The following is a 16,751-nucleotide window of genomic DNA, read 5'->3' on the forward strand; positions in this document are numbered from 1 at the left end:
TATAATTAAAATGAGAACCTATAAAACAAAAAACAGTAGTAAACCGGAGCTTACTACTGTTTAAAAATTGTACTTTTATTTTTTATTAATCCTGTATCGTTTTTTCAGGACTAGACATTACCTTAGTTTTTCAAGCGTAATTTTCTGCTGCTCGGGAAGTGATTCCAGGTATTTGTCAATAGCAATGCTGTTAGTATCAGTGGATTTACTTATACGATTTTATTATTAATTAAAGGGAAATCACTTGGTGTAAAATTAGTATTTGCTGTTTTAATTTGGTTCCGAATGAAATTTTATTTTACCAATAGATCCTGTTGCCGTTGGGATTAATTCAAAAATAGAGGTAGGAGCAAGCATCGGTTCTATTCGATGGGAAACATATATAATGGTCATTTTAGTTTCTTGCATTAAGACATTGATGAGTTGTATTACCAAGGCTACATTTTCATCATCTAAACCTTCTACTGGCTCATCTAGAATGACTAATGGCGGGTGTTTGAGAACAGCACGAACAATCATAGCTACTCTTTGCTGACCAATAGAAAGTTGGTGGAACGTTTTCTTTTTTAGATGACTCATCTGTATTACATCAAGCCATTGGTCTACAATTTGTTTTTGTAATGTAGTTGGTTCAGTATACAATCCGATAGAATCAAAAAATCCCGATAGAATCATTTGCTCTAAACTATGATTCTTTTTAAATAGATTCGTCATTGCTGTTGAGAAAATACCAATTTGTTTTTTGATTTCCCAAATACTTTCGCCACTTCCTTTTTTTCTTCCAAAAAGGTATAATTCTTGTCCGTATCCTTTTGGATTATCTCCTGTAATCATGGATAAGAGCGTACTTTTTCCAGAGCCGTTTGGACCAATAAGTTGCCAAAATTCGCCTTGTTTGATGGTCCATGAAATAGTGTCTACAATTTTTCTTTCGTCATAACTTACGGAAACCCTATTCATTTTTATCAGGATACTTTCTTTGTAATCAAAAGATTCTAAAGGTTTTGGAATTAAAGTAGTTGAGATTTTTTTTTGATCTGTTTCAGTGGTTTTAATGTTATTTAAAACAAAAGAATTATCAATTATATGGGCTTTGTTTCGAATAAAAGGAAGTAAATCAGCAGTACGATTGACCAGTTGAATGATGCGAACCGAAGCTGATAATTTTTCCAGTGAATCGAGTAAAGTCACTCGTGAGGATTGGTCTAAATGATCAAAGGGATTGTCAAAAATGATATAATCCGGATTTTGATTGATGCAATAGCGTAAAAATTCCTTTTTTTGTTCGCCAGAGGAAAAAGTGCGTAATTTTCGGTTTGATTCTGGAGCTGCTTCAACAGTATCATATTGGTATTCTTTTTCGATGAATTTTTCAATAGCAATATCAGAAAAAAGCATTCCTTTCAGTTCATTAAAAGCAGTTAATTCTCCCTTGGCTTCTCCTGAAATCAAGGTTTCAATAAAGTCCTTTTTGTTTACCTGATTCGATAAAAGAATATCCCAATGTGTGTTTTTAAGCATTTTAAAATATGTAAATTGATGTGCTAAGCTGCATTAGCAAAATTAAACGTATACTTTTTTAAACACAAGTTTTACAGCTTTTATATAACACTAGTTTAGCATAATTCAAATCTATATGGAAGGTTTTTTTTAATTTTCCAAGAGCTAAAAATGGAATTATGGCTCATTACTATTCTTTATTTATTACAAATTGCATCAATAAGTCAGTTTGTTGTTCATTTCCTAATGTGAAAACATGTTTGTTAAATTCTACAAAACCATTTTTAGTATAGAATCTAAGCGCTCTGTGATTCTCTTCCCAGACACCAAGCCAAATGTGATCTACGCCAGTTTGTTGTGCAATTTCTTTTACTTTGTCAATCAATAATTGACCTACATTTTTTCCGTGAAAAGCTTGTGAAACATAAATACGATGCACTTCCAAAGCATTTTTATTTATCGTTTCAGTTTGGGCATCGCCAAAATTTATTTTTAAATATCCAAGGATTTCGTTGTTTGCAGTTGCGAGATAAAACTGGGAATTTGCATTGTTTAATTCAGCAGTTAATTGTTCAGAATTAAAACTATCTTTTACATAATTAGCAATATTTTCAGGGGTGTTTACAGCAGCAAAAGTTTCTATAAAAGTTTGGGTGCTTATTTTTTGTATTGCTTCAAGATCGGATAGTGTGGCTTTTCTAATTTCTATTGTATTCATAATAGTGAAAGGTCTTTTGGATTCTTTTAAAACTCAAAAATAATAAATAATTTTGGTAACAATTTTCATTTTCTATTATACTATTCAAGAAATCAATTCATAGATTCTAACTTTGTTGTTTTCAATTTGTACTTTTGAAACAATTAATAAAAGAACTTGAAAGAGTATAGTATATGAAAATTGTTATATCGCCTGCTAAATCGTTAAATTTTGAAAAAGAGTTGCCCACTCCGCTTCACACGGAACCCCATTTTTTAAAAGAATCTAGACAAGTTCATAAAGTTTTAAAAGAAAAAAAGCCTGCTCAGTTGTCTGATTTAATGAGTATTTCGGATAAACTCGCTGATTTAAACTGGAAACGAAACCAAGAATGGAAAACACCTTTTACACCCGGAAATGCCCGTCCTGCAGTTTTTACTTTTGACGGAGATGTATATACTGGATTAGATGCTTATTCGATTCCGATAGAAAAATTAGAAACGTTGCAAGATAGTTTGAGAATATTATCTGGTTTGTATGGATTATTGAAACCATTGGATTTGATACAAGCCTATCGATTAGAAATGGGAACAAAATTACCCATTGGCGAAAGCAAAAATTTATATGAATTTTGGAAAGCAACCGTTACAAAAGCATTGAATAAAGAGCTTAAAAAAGGAGAATTGTTTATCAATTTAGCCAGTACCGAATATTTTTCAGTGATTGATGTCAAAGCGTTAAAAGTTCCTGTAATCACACCAGAATTCAAAGATTATAAAAATGGAAAACTTAAAATTATCAGTTTCTTTGCCAAGAAAGCGAGAGGAATGATGGTGCGTTATATCATTGATACCAATGGAAAAACAATTGATGATTTAAAAGGATTTAATTATGAAGGCTATCAATTTGATGCTAATTTATCAAAAGGAAATCATTTGGTATTCACTCGATAATAGCACCCCAATAAAATAAAAAAATGCCGATTCCATTATGAAATCGGCATTTTTTTATTTATTATTAATGCATCGCATCTGCAGGATTAATTTTGTTTTTCCCTTTTTTAATTAAAAAGATTATAGGAATACAACATAAAAACATGATTCCGAGGTAAAGAAAAATATCCATATAAGATAAAACGGTACTTTGTTTCATAACGGAATAATCAATCACTTGATACGCTTTTTTCAGAGATTCATTACTGGTAAATCCTTTGGACATGAAACCCTTCTGCAATATCATTACACGTTGTTGCACTTCTAATCTGCTTCCGTCTAAATGCGAAACTAAATTTACTCTATGTTCCTGACTGAATCTAGTGATGAAAGTGGTGATGATAGCAATTCCAAAAGAACCTCCTAATTGTCGCATCATTCCGGTAAAAGCAGCACCTTCACCAATATTTTTCCCTTTTAGGGTTGAAAGCGATAAAGTTGTTATAGGCACAAAAAGTAATCCTAATCCAATTCCTCTTAAAATTAGTGACCAATATAAATGCTCAACTCCAGTATCCGGAGTCATGTTATTGTGCATCATCAGCGTAAAGAAAAAGAAAATTAAAAAACCTATACCCACCATATAACCTTGGGGAACACCTCGTTGAATTAATTTACCAATAATTGGCATCATAATAGCGGTGGTGATGGAACCAGGAATAAGTAATAAACCAGCGTCAGTAGCAGTCCATCCTAAAATGGATTGTGTGTAAATTGGAATAATTAAAGTGGAACCATAAAGTCCAAACCCTAAAATGAAACACATTACGGTTCCAATTCGGAGATTTCCGTCTTTTAAAACGCTCAAGTTTACAATAGGGTGTTTATAGGTTAACTCTCTCCATATAAACAAAATCAAGCCAAAAACGGATACAACGCTCAAAAATACAATTACTTTATCATTGAACCAGTCATCTTGTTGTCCATGTTCTAAAACAAATTGTAATGAACCAATGAAAGCGGTCAAAAGGAAAATTCCCAACCAATCCACCTGTTTTGCTTTTAGTTTTTCACCAAATTTAGGACTTCTTACAAAGCTAAATGCTAGAATAGTAGCAATAATACCAAGTGGGATATTGATGTAAAATATATAAGGCCAAGAAAAATTATCAACAAGATAACCTCCTAATGGCGGACCCAAAGTAGGTCCTACAATTACGCCCATTCCATAAATAGCCTGAGCCATTCCACGTTTTGCGACAGGATAACTCTCGGTTATAATAGTTTGTGCTGTAACTAATAATGCGCCCCCACCAAGTCCTTGAATAAAGCGAAAAATGATAAGTTCCCATATATTACTGGCATTACCACACAAAAAGGAGGAAACTGTAAATATAATAATAGAGACCACAAAGTAATTTCGTCTTCCAAATTGTTGGGAAAGCCAGCTCGTCATTGGTATTACAATAACATTTGCGATAGCATAAGCAGTAATAACCCAAGCAACATCATTTAATGTTGCCCCAAGACTACCTCTCATGTTCGTTAATGCTACATTGACAATTGTGGTGTCTACAATTTCAAGCAGTGCACATAGTACTGCTGTAATCGTAATCAGAACGCGCCTGTAGCCATATTCTACTAAATCATCTTCTACTCTTGCTTGTGCCATTTTAGTTTACATGTACATCAACATCAACATTCATTCCTGGTCGTAATAATTTTATTTTTTCAACATCATTAGTGGTGTTTAAACTGATTTTAACAGGTAATCTTTGAATGGTTTTTACAAAGTTACCAGTAGCATTATCCGGAGGTAGTATAGAAAAACGAGAACCGGTAGCAGGAGAAAATGAAGTTAATGTACCTTCAAAATCATAATCGGGATAAGCATCTACTTTGATAGTTACTTTTTGCCCAATAATCATTTTGTTCAATTGTGTTTCTTTGAAATTAGCAATTACCCAAGCATTAGAATTATTTATAATATAAAACAAGGACTGTCCCGGTTGAACCAATTGTCCCGGTTGAATATCAATTTTTGAAACCTGACCATCTATAGCTGCGGTTATTACAGTGTAAGATAAATTCAGATTTGCAGCATCTAGCATCGCTTTTGCTCTTTTGATATTGGCAGCAGCCACTTCAGTTTGTTTATCGGAAACTTTTGACTTAGCTACAATAACTGATTTTTGATACGAACTTGCTTTTTCTTGTTGTTGCAAAATACGAATTTGACTTTCCGCTTCTTGTTTTGCTGCTAAAGCTTGCTCATATTGTTGTTTAGTGATCGAATGATTTTTATATAAATTTTCATAACGATTGTAATCACTGGTGATTCTGCCTAATCTAATTTTTGCAGTTTCAATATTTCCTCCTGCTGATTGTACATTAGCATCAGAAACAGAAATGTTTGCCAAAGCACTTCCAATATCTGCTTTTGAAACTTCAAAATTTCCTTCTGCAGCCAGTAAGGCAGCACTTGCTTCATCGATTTTTAATTGGTAATCTCTCTTGTCGATTGTAAAAAGTGTATCCCCTTTTTTTACAAAATCATTGTCTTTAATGTATACTTTATCTACATATCCAGAAACTTTAGGGATAATTGGATTCATGTTTTTCTCGATTTGAGCATCATCAGTCTGCTCATGTGATAACGAGTGCATGTATTTATAAGTTCCATAAGTTCCGCCTAATACGATCAAAGCCACTAGGATAATAATAAATTTTTTATTTGTTTTTTTCTTTTCCATGTGATTGCTGATTATATTTTTGAAAGATTGAATGATTGTGATAATTGTCCGGTAACAGAAAGTAATTCGTAGTATTTCTGTATAATATTTGCTTTAGCTAATGCTTTATTAATTTTTGATCCCAATTGTTCTACATCAGCTTCTAATAAATCATTAGTATCCGAAAGTCCGTTGTCGTACTTGTCTTTTATGATTCTGTAATTTTCTGTAGATTGTTCTACAGCTTGAATATAAACTTCATTTTGTTTCAATGCTAATTCGTAGTCTTCTATCGCTTTTTGAACTTGCATTTTGATATAATCAGTAAGTACAGCTTGCGAATTTTGTACTTCTAATGATTTGCTCTCGGCTAGTTTTACCATAGTTCCGTTTTTAAGGATAGAGCTGATATCATAAGAAATTCCAACACCAAAATTCATTGCGTTTTGAACCGTCACTACATTTTTTAAGTCTAATGCCGTATAACCGCCAATAAGGGAAATAGCAGGATAATAGGCACTTTTTGCCATTTTGATATTAGCCTTGCTTGCTTTTTCCTGAAATCGAATCGCTTCTAAATCTTTACGATTTTGTAATGCGGGCTCATCATTAGTTGGGATGTTGTCCATTTGAAAATTAGCAAAATCACTTTCTCTAATTTCTAATTTAGTTTCAACCGGTAATTTTAAAAGGGTAACCAAATAAAAATTTACAATATTCAAATTGTTATTTTCTTCGTCTATTGACAATTGAATTTTTGAAACTTGCAATTGTGATTTTAGTAAATCATTTCTAGGAATTACACCGTTTTTTTCTAAATCGCTAAAATCAACGACACGTTGTTGTGCACTTTTTTGATTTTCTTTCAGCAGTTCAATGGTTTTTTGCGATTTGTATAAATTAGCGTAGCTATTGATAACTTTCATAGCAATTTCTTCCTTTGTTTGCGAAGCTGTTGCATTTTCAGCCTGATACAAATTCTCAGAAACTTTTATACTGTTTTGAATTTTAAAACCCGCAAAAACCGGTACGTTTGCATTTACCTGACCAATCATCAATTGATCTACAACTGGCATTGGCTCAGAGCTGCTACTTTTATTAACTTTTAGGTTTATAGAAGCTTTTGCTAATCTTTGATATTGTCCTGAAACTTTTAAATCAGGATATTGACTGTTTTTTACCGATTGTAATTCGTACTTTTTAGTAGCCACTTTGGTATTGGCTAAACTAATTTCATTACTTTTTAACCAAGCCATATGAATGGCTTCATCGAGAGTAAGACTCGTTTTTTCTTGAGCTTCTACTGAAGAAATTCCTATAAAGAAAATCCCAAAGAGCATTAATTGACTAACTTTCATATATTAGAAGGGCTTTTATAGTTTGTTGGATGTGCTTTGTCAAATTGGTTTTTATGTAATTATTATATAAGTCTTCGGTTTTCAAATTTAGTAAATTTTCAAAGAACGGTTTGTTCATGTGAAAATGAAAAAAAGTTCCCAGTATTGTAGGTGTTATTAGCGGAATTATAATGTCTTTTCTAAAAACACCCTTTGATTGCCCTTCTTTGATTATGGCTTCAAGGGATTTTAGATTTCCTTTTTTTAATTCGGTAAAGGAATCAAAATTCAAATCTCGTTTATTTGTAGCAAATTCAAAATGTAAAATTCTATAAATTCCCTTATTACAATTGATTCTATTGATATACACCTCAATTAACTTATTGATTTTTTCAATAGGCTCGAGGTTTTCCTGCATTAAGGATTCTAATTGGAATTTTAAATCGGAAGTTCTGTATAAAATTAGGGATTCGAGCAAACGTTCTTTGGATCCAAAATAATAGGAAACCATAGCAATATTTATTTTTGCTTCTTTGGAGATGTTTCTGATGGAAGTACCGTCAAAACCTTTTTCTGCAAATAGTGTTTCGGCGACCTCCAGTATTTTGATTTGTTTTTCGTTAAAATCAGTAGTCAATCCCATACTTTTTAAATATGAGGCAAAATTAAACAACTGTTTAAATTAAACGCTTGTTTAATTTATTTTTAACATAATATTAACATAATAAAATTGATTTTATTATGTTAAAAATGGGTCGAAAAAGAAATTTCAGTGAAATATGAACCTAAAAAAGTTTAAAAATATGAATATTGCCCTTCTTCCAAAATTGTGAATATCTATTTTAGGAATGATGATTTTTTTTACCTCTAAAATCTATCTTTGACATCCTTAAAAAAAAAGAGATGAGCACAATTTGGTATGAATGCAAAGTAAAATATAGAAAAACAGATGAAACTGGCGGACAAAAGATTACGACAGAACCATATTTGGTAGACGCGTTATCCTACACGGAAGCCGAAAGCAGAATCAATGAAGAAATGTCGGCGTATATCAGTGAAGAATTTAAAATCACGAATATAAAAGTGGCTAATTATGCCGAGATTCATCCTTTTGAAAATGCAGATCGCTGGTTTCGATCTAAAGTTTCATTATTGGCGTATGACGAAGAAAGTGGTAAAGAACGCAAGTCAAATATGTATTTATTAGTGCAAGCTAATGATGTAAAAGAGGCGTATGATAACACCACCAGTGTAATGAAAGGTACGATGGGCGACTATACCATACCTGCTATTTCGGAATCTCCTATTATGGATGTTTTTCCTTATTTTAGTGGGGAAGAAGGAGAATTGGAACAATTAGAACGTTTCAACGCGCTCAAAGGTTCTAAACCGGAAGCTGCAGTAGAAGTAGTGGATCACATGGAATTTGAAACGGCTCCTGAAGAAGCTGTAGTTTAAGATAAGTTATTTTAAAAAAAAATTACCGCAAATTCGCATAGTATAGAAACAGTTGCTAACTGTTTTTATCTGCGAACTTGCGTTTTTTTAATTGTAACCCTAAGTTTTTTATAATCTCAATTAGTCCTGTTTCACTAAGACTTTCTCGTATGCCTTTCTGGAACTTCCTCTAAAATATACTTCACCACAGTACGTATAACCAGACTTTTCAAAAATTTTCATCATGGCGATGTTGTCAAAATTAGTGTCTGCTTTTACGCTGTAAATGTTATTGCTTACCGCAAAATCTTCTATGTATTTGAGAATCATTTTAGCCAAGCCTTTACCCAAATACTTTTCAGAAATAGCTACTCTGTGCAATACTACAAAATCACCATTCGTTAGCCAGTTTCCTTCAATTTTTTCATAAGCAGGTTCGTCATTGATTAGTATCGCACTATAACCGATGATGGTTTCTCCTGCAACCAAAACAAATCCTTGTCCTTTTTCAATATCTTTTTGTACGATTTCTGGATTTGGATAGCCGTCTTGCCATTGGGTACTGCCGTCTTCTTTTCTTCGTTGTATAGCTTGTTGTAAAATTTCCCATATTGGAGCTATTTCAGACAGTTCCGCTTTTCTAAAGTGATAATTCATTATTGTAATTTAAGTTTTTTCGGTTAATGAGTGTGCTCTGAAAGTACAAAACAAATTTTAAATTTTGTACAATCTGTATTATAGAATGTATTTTTTTTTAGAAGAATATGTTGCTGAGTAGAAGTGTTTGTTGTTTATGCTGCTATTGCTAGCGCGAGCGTCCCGCTCGTGAACACTAACAAAAATAACTATAAATTTGTAATAGGCACGAGCGGGACGCTCGCGCTAGCGAGGGAAAATATCTATCCAATTGACAACGGTTGCCGTTATATAATGTGGTAAAGTCTGGTCCCGAATTACATAGCCTTCTTTCATTTTGACGTGTTTTTAATATAAAAATAACGATTTTAATGACTTGTTTGTGTATTTAAATTTAAGATGATGAAAGTCAGAGACTTTAGGACATTTTAGTTTTCTTATCAAGTTTATGAAATTGCGCAAAGTCAGAGACATTTGCGCAGCACTCCCCGATAACGTTATGTACTCTTCGAAGAGCTGGGGGGGGGGGGGTGAGAGTCCCGATCGTGAACACTAACTAAAAGTAAATAACTATAAATTTGTAATAGGCACGAGCGGGTGTACTCTTCGAAGAGCGGATTTAGTATTTGCAGATATAACCGTCAGCCTCTTTGCTAACCATCTCCAGATTTAAAATTTCATGGCTCGGTGAATTTTCTATATCATACACTCTATAAAGTTTATATTTCTGTTTGTCTTGACTGTAAACATTATGTTCATGAGAAGAAATGAAGAATGATCTTGAATTGATGTCGTCTATTCTTCTAGTTGTAGTTTTCACTTCAATAAAAATCTCATTGTTATTTTCGTCTAAAGATGTGATATCGTAACCATATGTTGCTGATTCTAAGGCTACATGTTTTGGATAATCAGTATGGTTTAATCCTAAAGATTTTAATTTTTCTTTTTCAGTTTCCATAATGAAAATTTCACCTTTATTTCCGATTTCGGCTAATCTTTCAGCTTGTTTTGCTCTTTGTTCTGGAGTGAGTGGTTTAATAATTGGTCTTAACTCTGTACTTTCACTTGAAAGACCTCCCATTAGGAAAATTACTTGAGAAACGACAGAATCAATTTTAGAATTCTCTATAATGTTAAAATTGTTTGGCCATATTCTTGCCATAATCTGTGAACTCCTAGCATTTTCTCTAATGAGTTTATACCATTCAGAGCTAGTCACATTTTCTCCTCCAGAGTATGCTAAAAATTCAAAATTAAAAAGTTCCATATAGTTTTCTCTAAATTTTGTATCATTTGAAATACAATTTGAGAGTGATATTCCTAGATTTCGAAGTTGACTTTCAAGCCTTATCCTTTCTTCTTTGTTTTTACTATGCCCCGAAGCTCTACCAAAATAAAAACCAACATTTAAGCAAGTTTCAATTGGATCAAAAACAAAACTTACTTGAGCTGCGTATTGCTTATTTTTCCCGCCTTTAAAAATCCCCGCCCACATTCTTTTGAATCTAGTACCACCAATTGCAATATCATTACCAGTAACGACACTTGTTTCAAAAGGACCATATGTATCTGAATACTTCTTAGAAAAATATTGAGCTAGTTCTTTGAGCTTTTTTTTGATTTCGTCTAATTGCTCTTTCTCAGTTTGGCTTGCTTTAGATAAAAGTTGATTATCTGAGTAAGTACGTTTACTTAATTCGTTTACGAGAAGTAAATCACTTTTTGTTATTTCTTTCATTTAAGTATGGTTCTGTAAAATTGCTTACAACTTGTATATGTGTATGATAAAATCATACTTAACACCCCATATTTGGGTTGCTTTGTCTGACAAACGTCATCTTTTTTGCTTTTACTAATATATAAAAATTACCTTACAAATAATTTAATGTTTTTATAAAGTATTTCAACAAAAAAACGGCGTTTAAATGAACTTTAAACGCCGTTTGATATTTATAGAAAAATAGTTGTTTATCGAATCGCTTTTATAAACTCTTCAATTTTTCCTGTTCCGTTTTCAGTTAAATGCGTAATAAAAGCACTTCCTATAATCGCTCCTTTGGCAAATTGTGTGGCTTGGTTGAAGGTTTCTGCATTGTTGATTCCAAATCCGATTACTTGAGGATTTTTTAAATTCATGTCGGCAATGCGTTTGAAATACGCTTCTTGAACGCTTCCAAAACCAGTTTGTGATCCTGTAACACTAGCAGAACTTACCATATAAATAAATCCATCGGAAACGCTGTCAATAAAATTGATTCTTTCCACGGATGTTTGTGGCGTAATTAAGAATATATTTTTCAATCCGTATTTTTCGAAAGTAGCTTTATATTCATCGGCATACACATCAACGGGAAGATCAGGAATGATTAATCCGTCGATGCCAATCTCCGCACATTTCTGACAGAAATTCTCTATTCCGTATTGCAACATCGGGTTGAAATACCCCATAATCACTAAAGGAATAGCTACCGTTTTACGAATATCTTTTAGTTGGTCAAACAACACTTGAGTGGTCATTCCGTTATGCAGCGCTTGAGTCGAACTCGCTTGAATGGTTGGTCCATCAGCCAATGGATCGCTGAACGGCAATCCGATTTCAATCATATCGATACCGCTTTTTTCTAAATCCTGAATGATTTGTACGGTATCATTTAAGTTAGGATAGCCCGCAGAGAAATAAATGGAAAGTATCTTTTTAGTTTCCTGTAATTTTTGATTTATTCTGTTCATTGTTTTATTTTTTGTCTTAACAAGTTTTTAAAAGCTGTTAGGTGTATGTTTTTATATTTACAATTATTAATTTTCCATATAAATCCATGCCACTATTCCGGATTTCAATGTTATTTGAACTCTTTTATACGCATTAGATTCGAATTGATCTGCTTTAGTCAGATCTTCACTGGAAACATTAAAAACAATACCATTTATTTCATCCGAAGGATTTTCGCTTGGTATTGCTACAAAATAATCTGCCATTCCAAATTCTTCTTCTATTTTTAGATCTTTTAGTTTATAGCCTTTGAGTTGGTCTGGTGTTCCAGTCAATAGCTTGTTAAAAACCTGTATTTGAATTTCTTTAGATTGTAATGTTCCGTAAGAGAATATCTGTTCCATAATACTATTTTTTCTCGTTAGTTATTTGCGTTAGGGATGGGAACGGCATCCTTTTTTGTGGTTTTTTCTACCACAAAAAAGATATAGTGTACAGCCCGACCCGACTTTTTTGGGAGGGTAACGCCCAAGTTATTCTTCTGTTATAATTTAAAATAATCGATATAGGTATTCAAATCTTTGTCACCGCGACCGGAAAGATTGATGACTATAATATCCTCTGGTTTGAATTTCATTTCGTCCAAAACGGCAAAGGCATGCGCACTTTCGATAGCTGGAATAAGTCCTTCCATTTGTGATAATTTTAATCCCCATTGCATGGCTTGATCATCGGTGATGGAGATGAATTGCGCTCTGCCGGTAGCAAATAAATTAGCGTGCATAGGACCAACGCCCGGATAATCCAGTCCTGCCGAAATGGAATACGGCTCGGTGATTTGTCCGTCTGTGGTTTGCATCAACAAGGTTTTACTGCCGTGAATAACACCTACTTTCCCTAATGCGGATGTTGCGGCACTTTCGCCAGAATCAACTCCTAATCCTGCGGCTTCGACTGCAATAATAGTCACGTCTTCGTTGTCCAGAAAATGATAATAAGCTCCGGCAGCATTGCTACCACCACCTACGCAAGCAATCACATAATCAGGGTTTTCACGACCTTCTTTTTCTAATAATTGTTCTTTGATTTCCTTAGAAATAACACTTTGGAAACGCGCCACCATATCCGGATACGGATGTGGACCAACGACAGATCCAATGATATAATAGGTGTCTACAGGATTGTTAATCCAGTCGCGAATGGCTTCGTTAGTGGCATCTTTTAAGGTTTTTGAACCCGAAAGCGCCGGACGCACTTCGGCACCCAACATTTTCATACGAGCCACATTTGGCGCCTGACGTTTGATGTCGATTTCACCCATATAAACAATGCATTCCAGTCCCATCAAAGCACAAACGGTAGCTGTCGCAACGCCATGCTGACCGGCACCAGTTTCGGCAATGATTCGTTTTTTACCCAAACGTTTGGCTAATAAAATTTGTCCAATCGTGTTGTTCACTTTATGCGCCCCAGTATGACATAAATCTTCTCTTTTTAAGTAGATTTTAGTGTTGTATTTTTCGGATAAGCGTTCTGCAAAATAAAGAGGCGTAGGACGACCTACATAATCTTTAAGCAAGGCGTCAAATTCAGCCTGAAATTCTGGTTCAGCTGTGATTTTTAAATAATTTTGACGTAATTCTTCTACATTTGGATATAACATTTCAGGAATGAAGGCGCCTCCAAATTCTCCGTAATAGCCTTTTTCGTTAACGTTGTATGACATAATTTTATTTTTTTATTTTGTTATCTGTAGAGACGCACTGCAGTGCGTCTCTACACAATTGTATGTTTTTTAATCCCGGTTCTATTTCAAATTTACTGTTTACATCAATGGCATAAATGGGTAAATTGGTTTTCAAAATTTCATTCACGGCGTACATTTCATTAATTCCGATTCCGCCACTCAAGAAAAAGGGTTTGCTTGACGGATACTTTTCTAATACTTTCCAATCGAATGTAGTTCCGTTTCCGCCGGGTAATTTTCCTTTGGTATCAAAAAGAAAATAATCACAAACGGCCTCAAAGGGTTTCAGGACCTCAAAATCAAAAGAATCATCAACAGAAAATACTTTTATAATTTCAATCTGAACTTGTTTTCCATTTTCATCCTTCAAAACTTGTTTCAAATCTAAACAAAATTCAACTGATTCCTGTCCATGCAATTGAATGGCTTGCAAATCGTATTTTGCTATTTTTTCAAGAATTTCTTCTTGTGATGCATTGACGAAAACCCCCACTTTCTTGATTGATTTTGGTAAATCTGGAATCACGCCATCAAAATACCGAGCGGATTTCTCCCAGAATATAAAGCCCATATAATCGGGCAGGAGCGCACCTACTTCGAGTATATTTTCGGGATATTTCATACCGCAGATTTTTATCCCCACCCCAGCCCTCCCCGAAGGGAAGGGAGCCGAAGTATCTTGATTGTTAGTATCTTTTTTCATTTCCAGTTGTTTCTTTACACTTAACCCAAACAGGGTTCTAAATCCTGTTAGGGTTAAGTGTAAGATTATAATTGACTAATAAATTCCGTTGCCGCTTTACCGGCATTATCCGTTTTCATAAAGTTTTCTCCAATTAAAAATCCTTTATATCCGTATGGCTTTAATTCATTAATCGCTTCAACGGAGGAAATTCCGCTTTCGGAAACTTTTACAAAATCATTTGGGATTTGCGCTGCCAATTGCTTGCTGAAATCCAAACTCACTTCGAATGTTTTTAGGTTTCTATTGTTCACACCAATCATATCCAATGTTGGCATAATCGATTTTTCCAGTTCTTCCTGATTGTGAACTTCCAGTAAAACTTCTAACCCAAGACTTTTAGCAAATTCAGATAAGGCTTTAATTTCGTCTCTCGTTAAAACCGCAGCGATTAGCAAAATTAAATCGGCTCCATGTGCTTTGGCTTCTAATATTTGGTATTCATCAACAATGAATTCTTTTCTCAATAATGGAATGTTGACTGTGGCTCTTGCCAAAAGTAAATCGTCTAACGAACCACCAAAATATTTTCCATCCGTCAATACCGAAATTCCACAAGCACCAGCATTTTCATACCCTTTGGTTACTTCTTCAACCGTAAAACTATAATTTATTTCGGCTTTGGAAGGCGAACGACGTTTGTGTTCAGCAATAATTCCTGAGGTGCTGTTTCTTAAATTATCGCTCAAAGAAATAGTCTTTTTTTCAAAGAAAACCGAAGCTTCCAATTGTGAAACAGGAATGATGGATTTCTTGAGAATAACTTCTCTTTTTTTGTCAACTATGATTTTATCTAAAATGTTCATTTGTTTTAATTTAAAGATTGAAAAATTTAAAGATTGAAAAATTCCAATCTGAATAAAATTAGTCTTTGATTTTAGTACTTAAGTATTTAATGAAATTGGATAAGTTTTGAGATATCTCTATACTTATTTTATAGCTTTCTTCAATTTCTGTTTGAGAACAAAAGCCAAGTTCCCGAGATAATATTAGCATACTTCTAACTTCTGCGCAACTTCCCTTTGAGATTTTCAAATATCTAATGAGTTGTTTGTTGTTGTTATATTCGGAACCTTCGGCAATATTATTGGTTATTGAAATAACTGCTCTTTTTATTTGATCTTTAAAACCAAATTCTTTTTCAAAGATTTTAGTATTTAATAATTCAAAAATCAATTTTGCTAATACAATTCCTTTTTTATAAACATCAAACTCTTCAAACGATTTTGTCATAATCTTTAAATCTTTAAATGCTTAAATCTTTCAATTTGTTCAAAGCTACAAGTCCTTTACCAGAAAATAAACTTTCTTTTGCTATTTGAAATCCTTCTAAAGGAGAACATTTTGTAACGGTCGCAATTGCCATTGCAGCATTGGCACAAACCACATTATTTTGGGCTTCGGTTCCTTTTCCTGAAATGATATTCGTAAATATTTGAGCAGATTCTTCGATGGTTTTTCCACCTTCGATTTCGCTTTGTGATAAAAGACGAACACCAAAATCTTCTGGATTTAGCATTCCTTCCATCGAACTGGTAATCGTTTTTGTAGGTCCTGTCAAGGAAACTTCGTCATAGCCGTCAAGCGAATGTAAGATGGTAAAATTAGTAGTTGTATTTTGGTACAAATAGGCATACATTCTGGCCATTTCTAAATTGAAAACACCGACCAATTGATTTTTTGGAAACGAAGGGTTTACCATTGGTCCCAACATATTGAAGAAGGTTTTAACAGCCAATTCTTTCCGAATTGGACCTACATTTTTCATTGCAGGGTGAAATAATGGTGCGTGCAAAACACAAATTCCCGCCTTGTCAATACATTTTTCCAGAAAATCAGTGTCATTACTGAACTTGATTCCCATTTTTTCCATCACATTACTGGAACCAGAAATAGAAGAAACCCCATAATTTCCGTGTTTCGCCACTTTTATTCCTGCACCTGCAGCCACAAAAGAAGCCAAGGTTGAAATATTAAAAGTGTCTTTTCCATCACCGCCTGTTCCGCATAAATCGATGGTATTGTAGGCTGTTAAATCCACACGGATACACAGTTCCAACAACGCTTCACGAAAACCGGCAAGCTCTTCTATACTAATGCTTCGCATCATATAAACGGTAAGAAAAGAAGCAATCTGACTGGTGTTATAACTTCCGTTGGAGATATTTACCAATACGTTTTTTGCTTCTTCTTGCGAAAGGATTTCGTGATTGATTAATCTGTTTAATATGTTTTTCATTTTTCCTCCCCCAGCCCCTCCGAAGGAGGGGAGCTCCTATTG

At 33.8% G+C, this 16,751-nt stretch carries 17 protein-coding genes; 2 read left to right on the forward strand and 15 right to left on the reverse strand.

Going from position 1 to position 16,751, the window contains the following annotated elements; translation table 11 throughout:
• Positions 1-270 precede the first annotated feature (270 nt).
• Entirely contained in the window at positions 271-1,521 is a 1,251-nt protein-coding gene (locus ACM55I_RS10395; RefSeq protein ID WP_416846708.1) for an ATP-binding cassette domain-containing protein, read from the reverse strand.
• A 169-nt stretch (positions 1,522-1,690) separates the two neighbouring features.
• Positions 1,691-2,218 carry a GNAT family N-acetyltransferase gene (locus tag ACM55I_RS10400; protein ID WP_416846709.1) on the reverse strand — a complete coding sequence of 176 codons (528 nt, stop codon included), beginning with the start codon at positions 2,216-2,218 and terminating at the stop codon, positions 1,691-1,693.
• Positions 2,219-2,391: 173 nt separating this feature from the next.
• On the opposite strand from ACM55I_RS10400, the gene yaaA reads away from it, so the two are divergent.
• A complete protein-coding gene (gene yaaA / locus ACM55I_RS10405; RefSeq protein WP_416846710.1) occupies positions 2,392-3,150 on the forward strand; it encodes a peroxide stress protein YaaA in 759 nt (252 codons plus the stop codon).
• A 64-nt stretch (positions 3,151-3,214) separates the two neighbouring features.
• Here yaaA and ACM55I_RS10410 read toward each other — a convergent pair whose 3' ends face one another.
• The 4 genes from ACM55I_RS10410 to ACM55I_RS10425 are packed head-to-tail and all read right to left on the reverse strand — an operon-like array spanning position 3,215 to position 7,841.
• Complete coding sequence (locus ACM55I_RS10410; protein WP_416846711.1) at positions 3,215-4,801, reverse strand: DHA2 family efflux MFS transporter permease subunit; 1,587 nt, start codon at positions 4,799-4,801, stop codon at positions 3,215-3,217.
• Between the two features lies 1 nt (position 4,802).
• The gene (locus tag ACM55I_RS10415) at positions 4,803-5,882 is read right to left on the reverse strand and encodes an HlyD family secretion protein (protein WP_416846712.1); all 1,080 of its coding nucleotides are present in this window, start codon (positions 5,880-5,882) and stop codon (positions 4,803-4,805) included.
• 11 nt (positions 5,883-5,893) lie between these two features.
• On the reverse strand, positions 5,894-7,219 hold the full coding sequence (locus ACM55I_RS10420) for a TolC family protein (RefSeq protein WP_416846713.1): 1,326 nt from the start codon (positions 7,217-7,219) through the stop codon (positions 5,894-5,896).
• Complete coding sequence (locus tag ACM55I_RS10425; protein ID WP_416846715.1) at positions 7,209-7,841, reverse strand: TetR/AcrR family transcriptional regulator; 633 nt, start codon at positions 7,839-7,841, stop codon at positions 7,209-7,211. Before ACM55I_RS10425 ends, ACM55I_RS10420 begins: the two co-directional genes overlap by 11 nt.
• A gap of 260 nt (positions 7,842-8,101) precedes the next feature.
• Between ACM55I_RS10425 and ACM55I_RS10430 the strand changes: the two genes are divergently transcribed.
• On the forward strand, positions 8,102-8,656 hold the full coding sequence (locus tag ACM55I_RS10430; protein ID WP_416846716.1) for a DUF4494 domain-containing protein: 555 nt from the start codon (positions 8,102-8,104) through the stop codon (positions 8,654-8,656).
• Positions 8,657-8,776: 120 nt separating this feature from the next.
• Here the strand turns inward: ACM55I_RS10430 and ACM55I_RS10435 are convergent, their stop codons facing one another.
• From ACM55I_RS10435 to trpD, 9 genes are all read right to left on the reverse strand, one after another.
• A complete protein-coding gene (locus tag ACM55I_RS10435; protein ID WP_416846718.1) occupies positions 8,777-9,292 on the reverse strand; it encodes a GNAT family N-acetyltransferase in 516 nt (171 codons plus the stop codon).
• 598 nt (positions 9,293-9,890) lie between these two features.
• Entirely contained in the window at positions 9,891-11,009 is a 1,119-nt protein-coding gene (locus tag ACM55I_RS10440) for a protein NO VEIN domain-containing protein (RefSeq protein ID WP_416846719.1), read from the reverse strand.
• A 230-nt stretch (positions 11,010-11,239) separates the two neighbouring features.
• Entirely contained in the window at positions 11,240-12,001 is a 762-nt protein-coding gene (gene trpA / locus ACM55I_RS10445; RefSeq protein WP_416846720.1) for a tryptophan synthase subunit alpha, read from the reverse strand.
• 66 nt (positions 12,002-12,067) lie between these two features.
• Entirely contained in the window at positions 12,068-12,385 is a 318-nt protein-coding gene (locus ACM55I_RS10450; protein WP_416846722.1) for a gamma-glutamylcyclotransferase family protein, read from the reverse strand.
• A gap of 140 nt (positions 12,386-12,525) precedes the next feature.
• On the reverse strand, positions 12,526-13,707 hold the full coding sequence (gene trpB, locus ACM55I_RS10455; RefSeq protein ID WP_416846723.1) for a tryptophan synthase subunit beta: 1,182 nt from the start codon (positions 13,705-13,707) through the stop codon (positions 12,526-12,528).
• 4 nt (positions 13,708-13,711) lie between these two features.
• Positions 13,712-14,371, reverse strand: coding sequence for a phosphoribosylanthranilate isomerase (locus ACM55I_RS10460; protein ID WP_465245409.1), 660 nt, complete (start codon positions 14,369-14,371; stop codon positions 13,712-13,714).
• A 125-nt stretch (positions 14,372-14,496) separates the two neighbouring features.
• The gene (gene trpC / locus ACM55I_RS10465; protein ID WP_416846724.1) at positions 14,497-15,276 is read right to left on the reverse strand and encodes an indole-3-glycerol phosphate synthase TrpC; all 780 of its coding nucleotides are present in this window, start codon (positions 15,274-15,276) and stop codon (positions 14,497-14,499) included.
• 58 nt (positions 15,277-15,334) lie between these two features.
• Positions 15,335-15,703 carry a four helix bundle protein gene (locus ACM55I_RS10470; protein WP_416846725.1) on the reverse strand — a complete coding sequence of 123 codons (369 nt, stop codon included), beginning with the start codon at positions 15,701-15,703 and terminating at the stop codon, positions 15,335-15,337.
• Between the two features lie 13 nt (positions 15,704-15,716).
• The gene (trpD, locus tag ACM55I_RS10475) at positions 15,717-16,709 is read right to left on the reverse strand and encodes an anthranilate phosphoribosyltransferase (protein ID WP_416846726.1); all 993 of its coding nucleotides are present in this window, start codon (positions 16,707-16,709) and stop codon (positions 15,717-15,719) included.
• Between the last annotated feature and the right edge of the window lie 42 nt (positions 16,710-16,751).

This window comes from Flavobacterium algoris, assembly GCF_048158525.1.
Lineage (GTDB): Bacteria > Bacteroidota > Bacteroidia > Flavobacteriales > Flavobacteriaceae > Flavobacterium > Flavobacterium algoris.

Coding starts and splice junctions, on each gene's coding strand:
- ACM55I_RS10435 (WP_416846718.1), bottom strand. CDS start 9,292: ATGAATTATCACTTTAGAAAAGCGGAACTGTCTGAAATAGCTCCAATA.
- trpA (WP_416846720.1), bottom strand. CDS start 12,001: ATGAACAGAATAAATCAAAAATTACAGGAAACTAAAAAGATACTTTCC.
- ACM55I_RS10415 (WP_416846712.1), bottom strand. CDS start 5,882: ATGGAAAAGAAAAAAACAAATAAAAAATTTATTATTATCCTAGTGGCT.
- ACM55I_RS10420 (WP_416846713.1), bottom strand. CDS start 7,219: ATGAAAGTTAGTCAATTAATGCTCTTTGGGATTTTCTTTATAGGAATT.
- ACM55I_RS10400 (WP_416846709.1), bottom strand. CDS start 2,218: ATGAATACAATAGAAATTAGAAAAGCCACACTATCCGATCTTGAAGCA.
- trpD (WP_416846726.1), bottom strand. CDS start 16,709: ATGAAAAACATATTAAACAGATTAATCAATCACGAAATCCTTTCGCAA.
- ACM55I_RS10410 (WP_416846711.1), bottom strand. CDS start 4,801: ATGGCACAAGCAAGAGTAGAAGATGATTTAGTAGAATATGGCTACAGG.
- ACM55I_RS10470 (WP_416846725.1), bottom strand. CDS start 15,703: ATGACAAAATCGTTTGAAGAGTTTGATGTTTATAAAAAAGGAATTGTA.
- ACM55I_RS10395 (WP_416846708.1), bottom strand. CDS start 1,521: ATGCTTAAAAACACACATTGGGATATTCTTTTATCGAATCAGGTAAAC.
- ACM55I_RS10440 (WP_416846719.1), bottom strand. CDS start 11,009: ATGAAAGAAATAACAAAAAGTGATTTACTTCTCGTAAACGAATTAAGT.
- ACM55I_RS10430 (WP_416846716.1), top strand. CDS start 8,102: ATGAGCACAATTTGGTATGAATGCAAAGTAAAATATAGAAAAACAGAT.
- trpC (WP_416846724.1), bottom strand. CDS start 15,276: ATGAACATTTTAGATAAAATCATAGTTGACAAAAAAAGAGAAGTTATT.
- ACM55I_RS10450 (WP_416846722.1), bottom strand. CDS start 12,385: ATGGAACAGATATTCTCTTACGGAACATTACAATCTAAAGAAATTCAA.
- ACM55I_RS10425 (WP_416846715.1), bottom strand. CDS start 7,841: ATGGGATTGACTACTGATTTTAACGAAAAACAAATCAAAATACTGGAG.
- trpB (WP_416846723.1), bottom strand. CDS start 13,707: ATGTCATACAACGTTAACGAAAAAGGCTATTACGGAGAATTTGGAGGC.
- yaaA (WP_416846710.1), top strand. CDS start 2,392: ATGAAAATTGTTATATCGCCTGCTAAATCGTTAAATTTTGAAAAAGAG.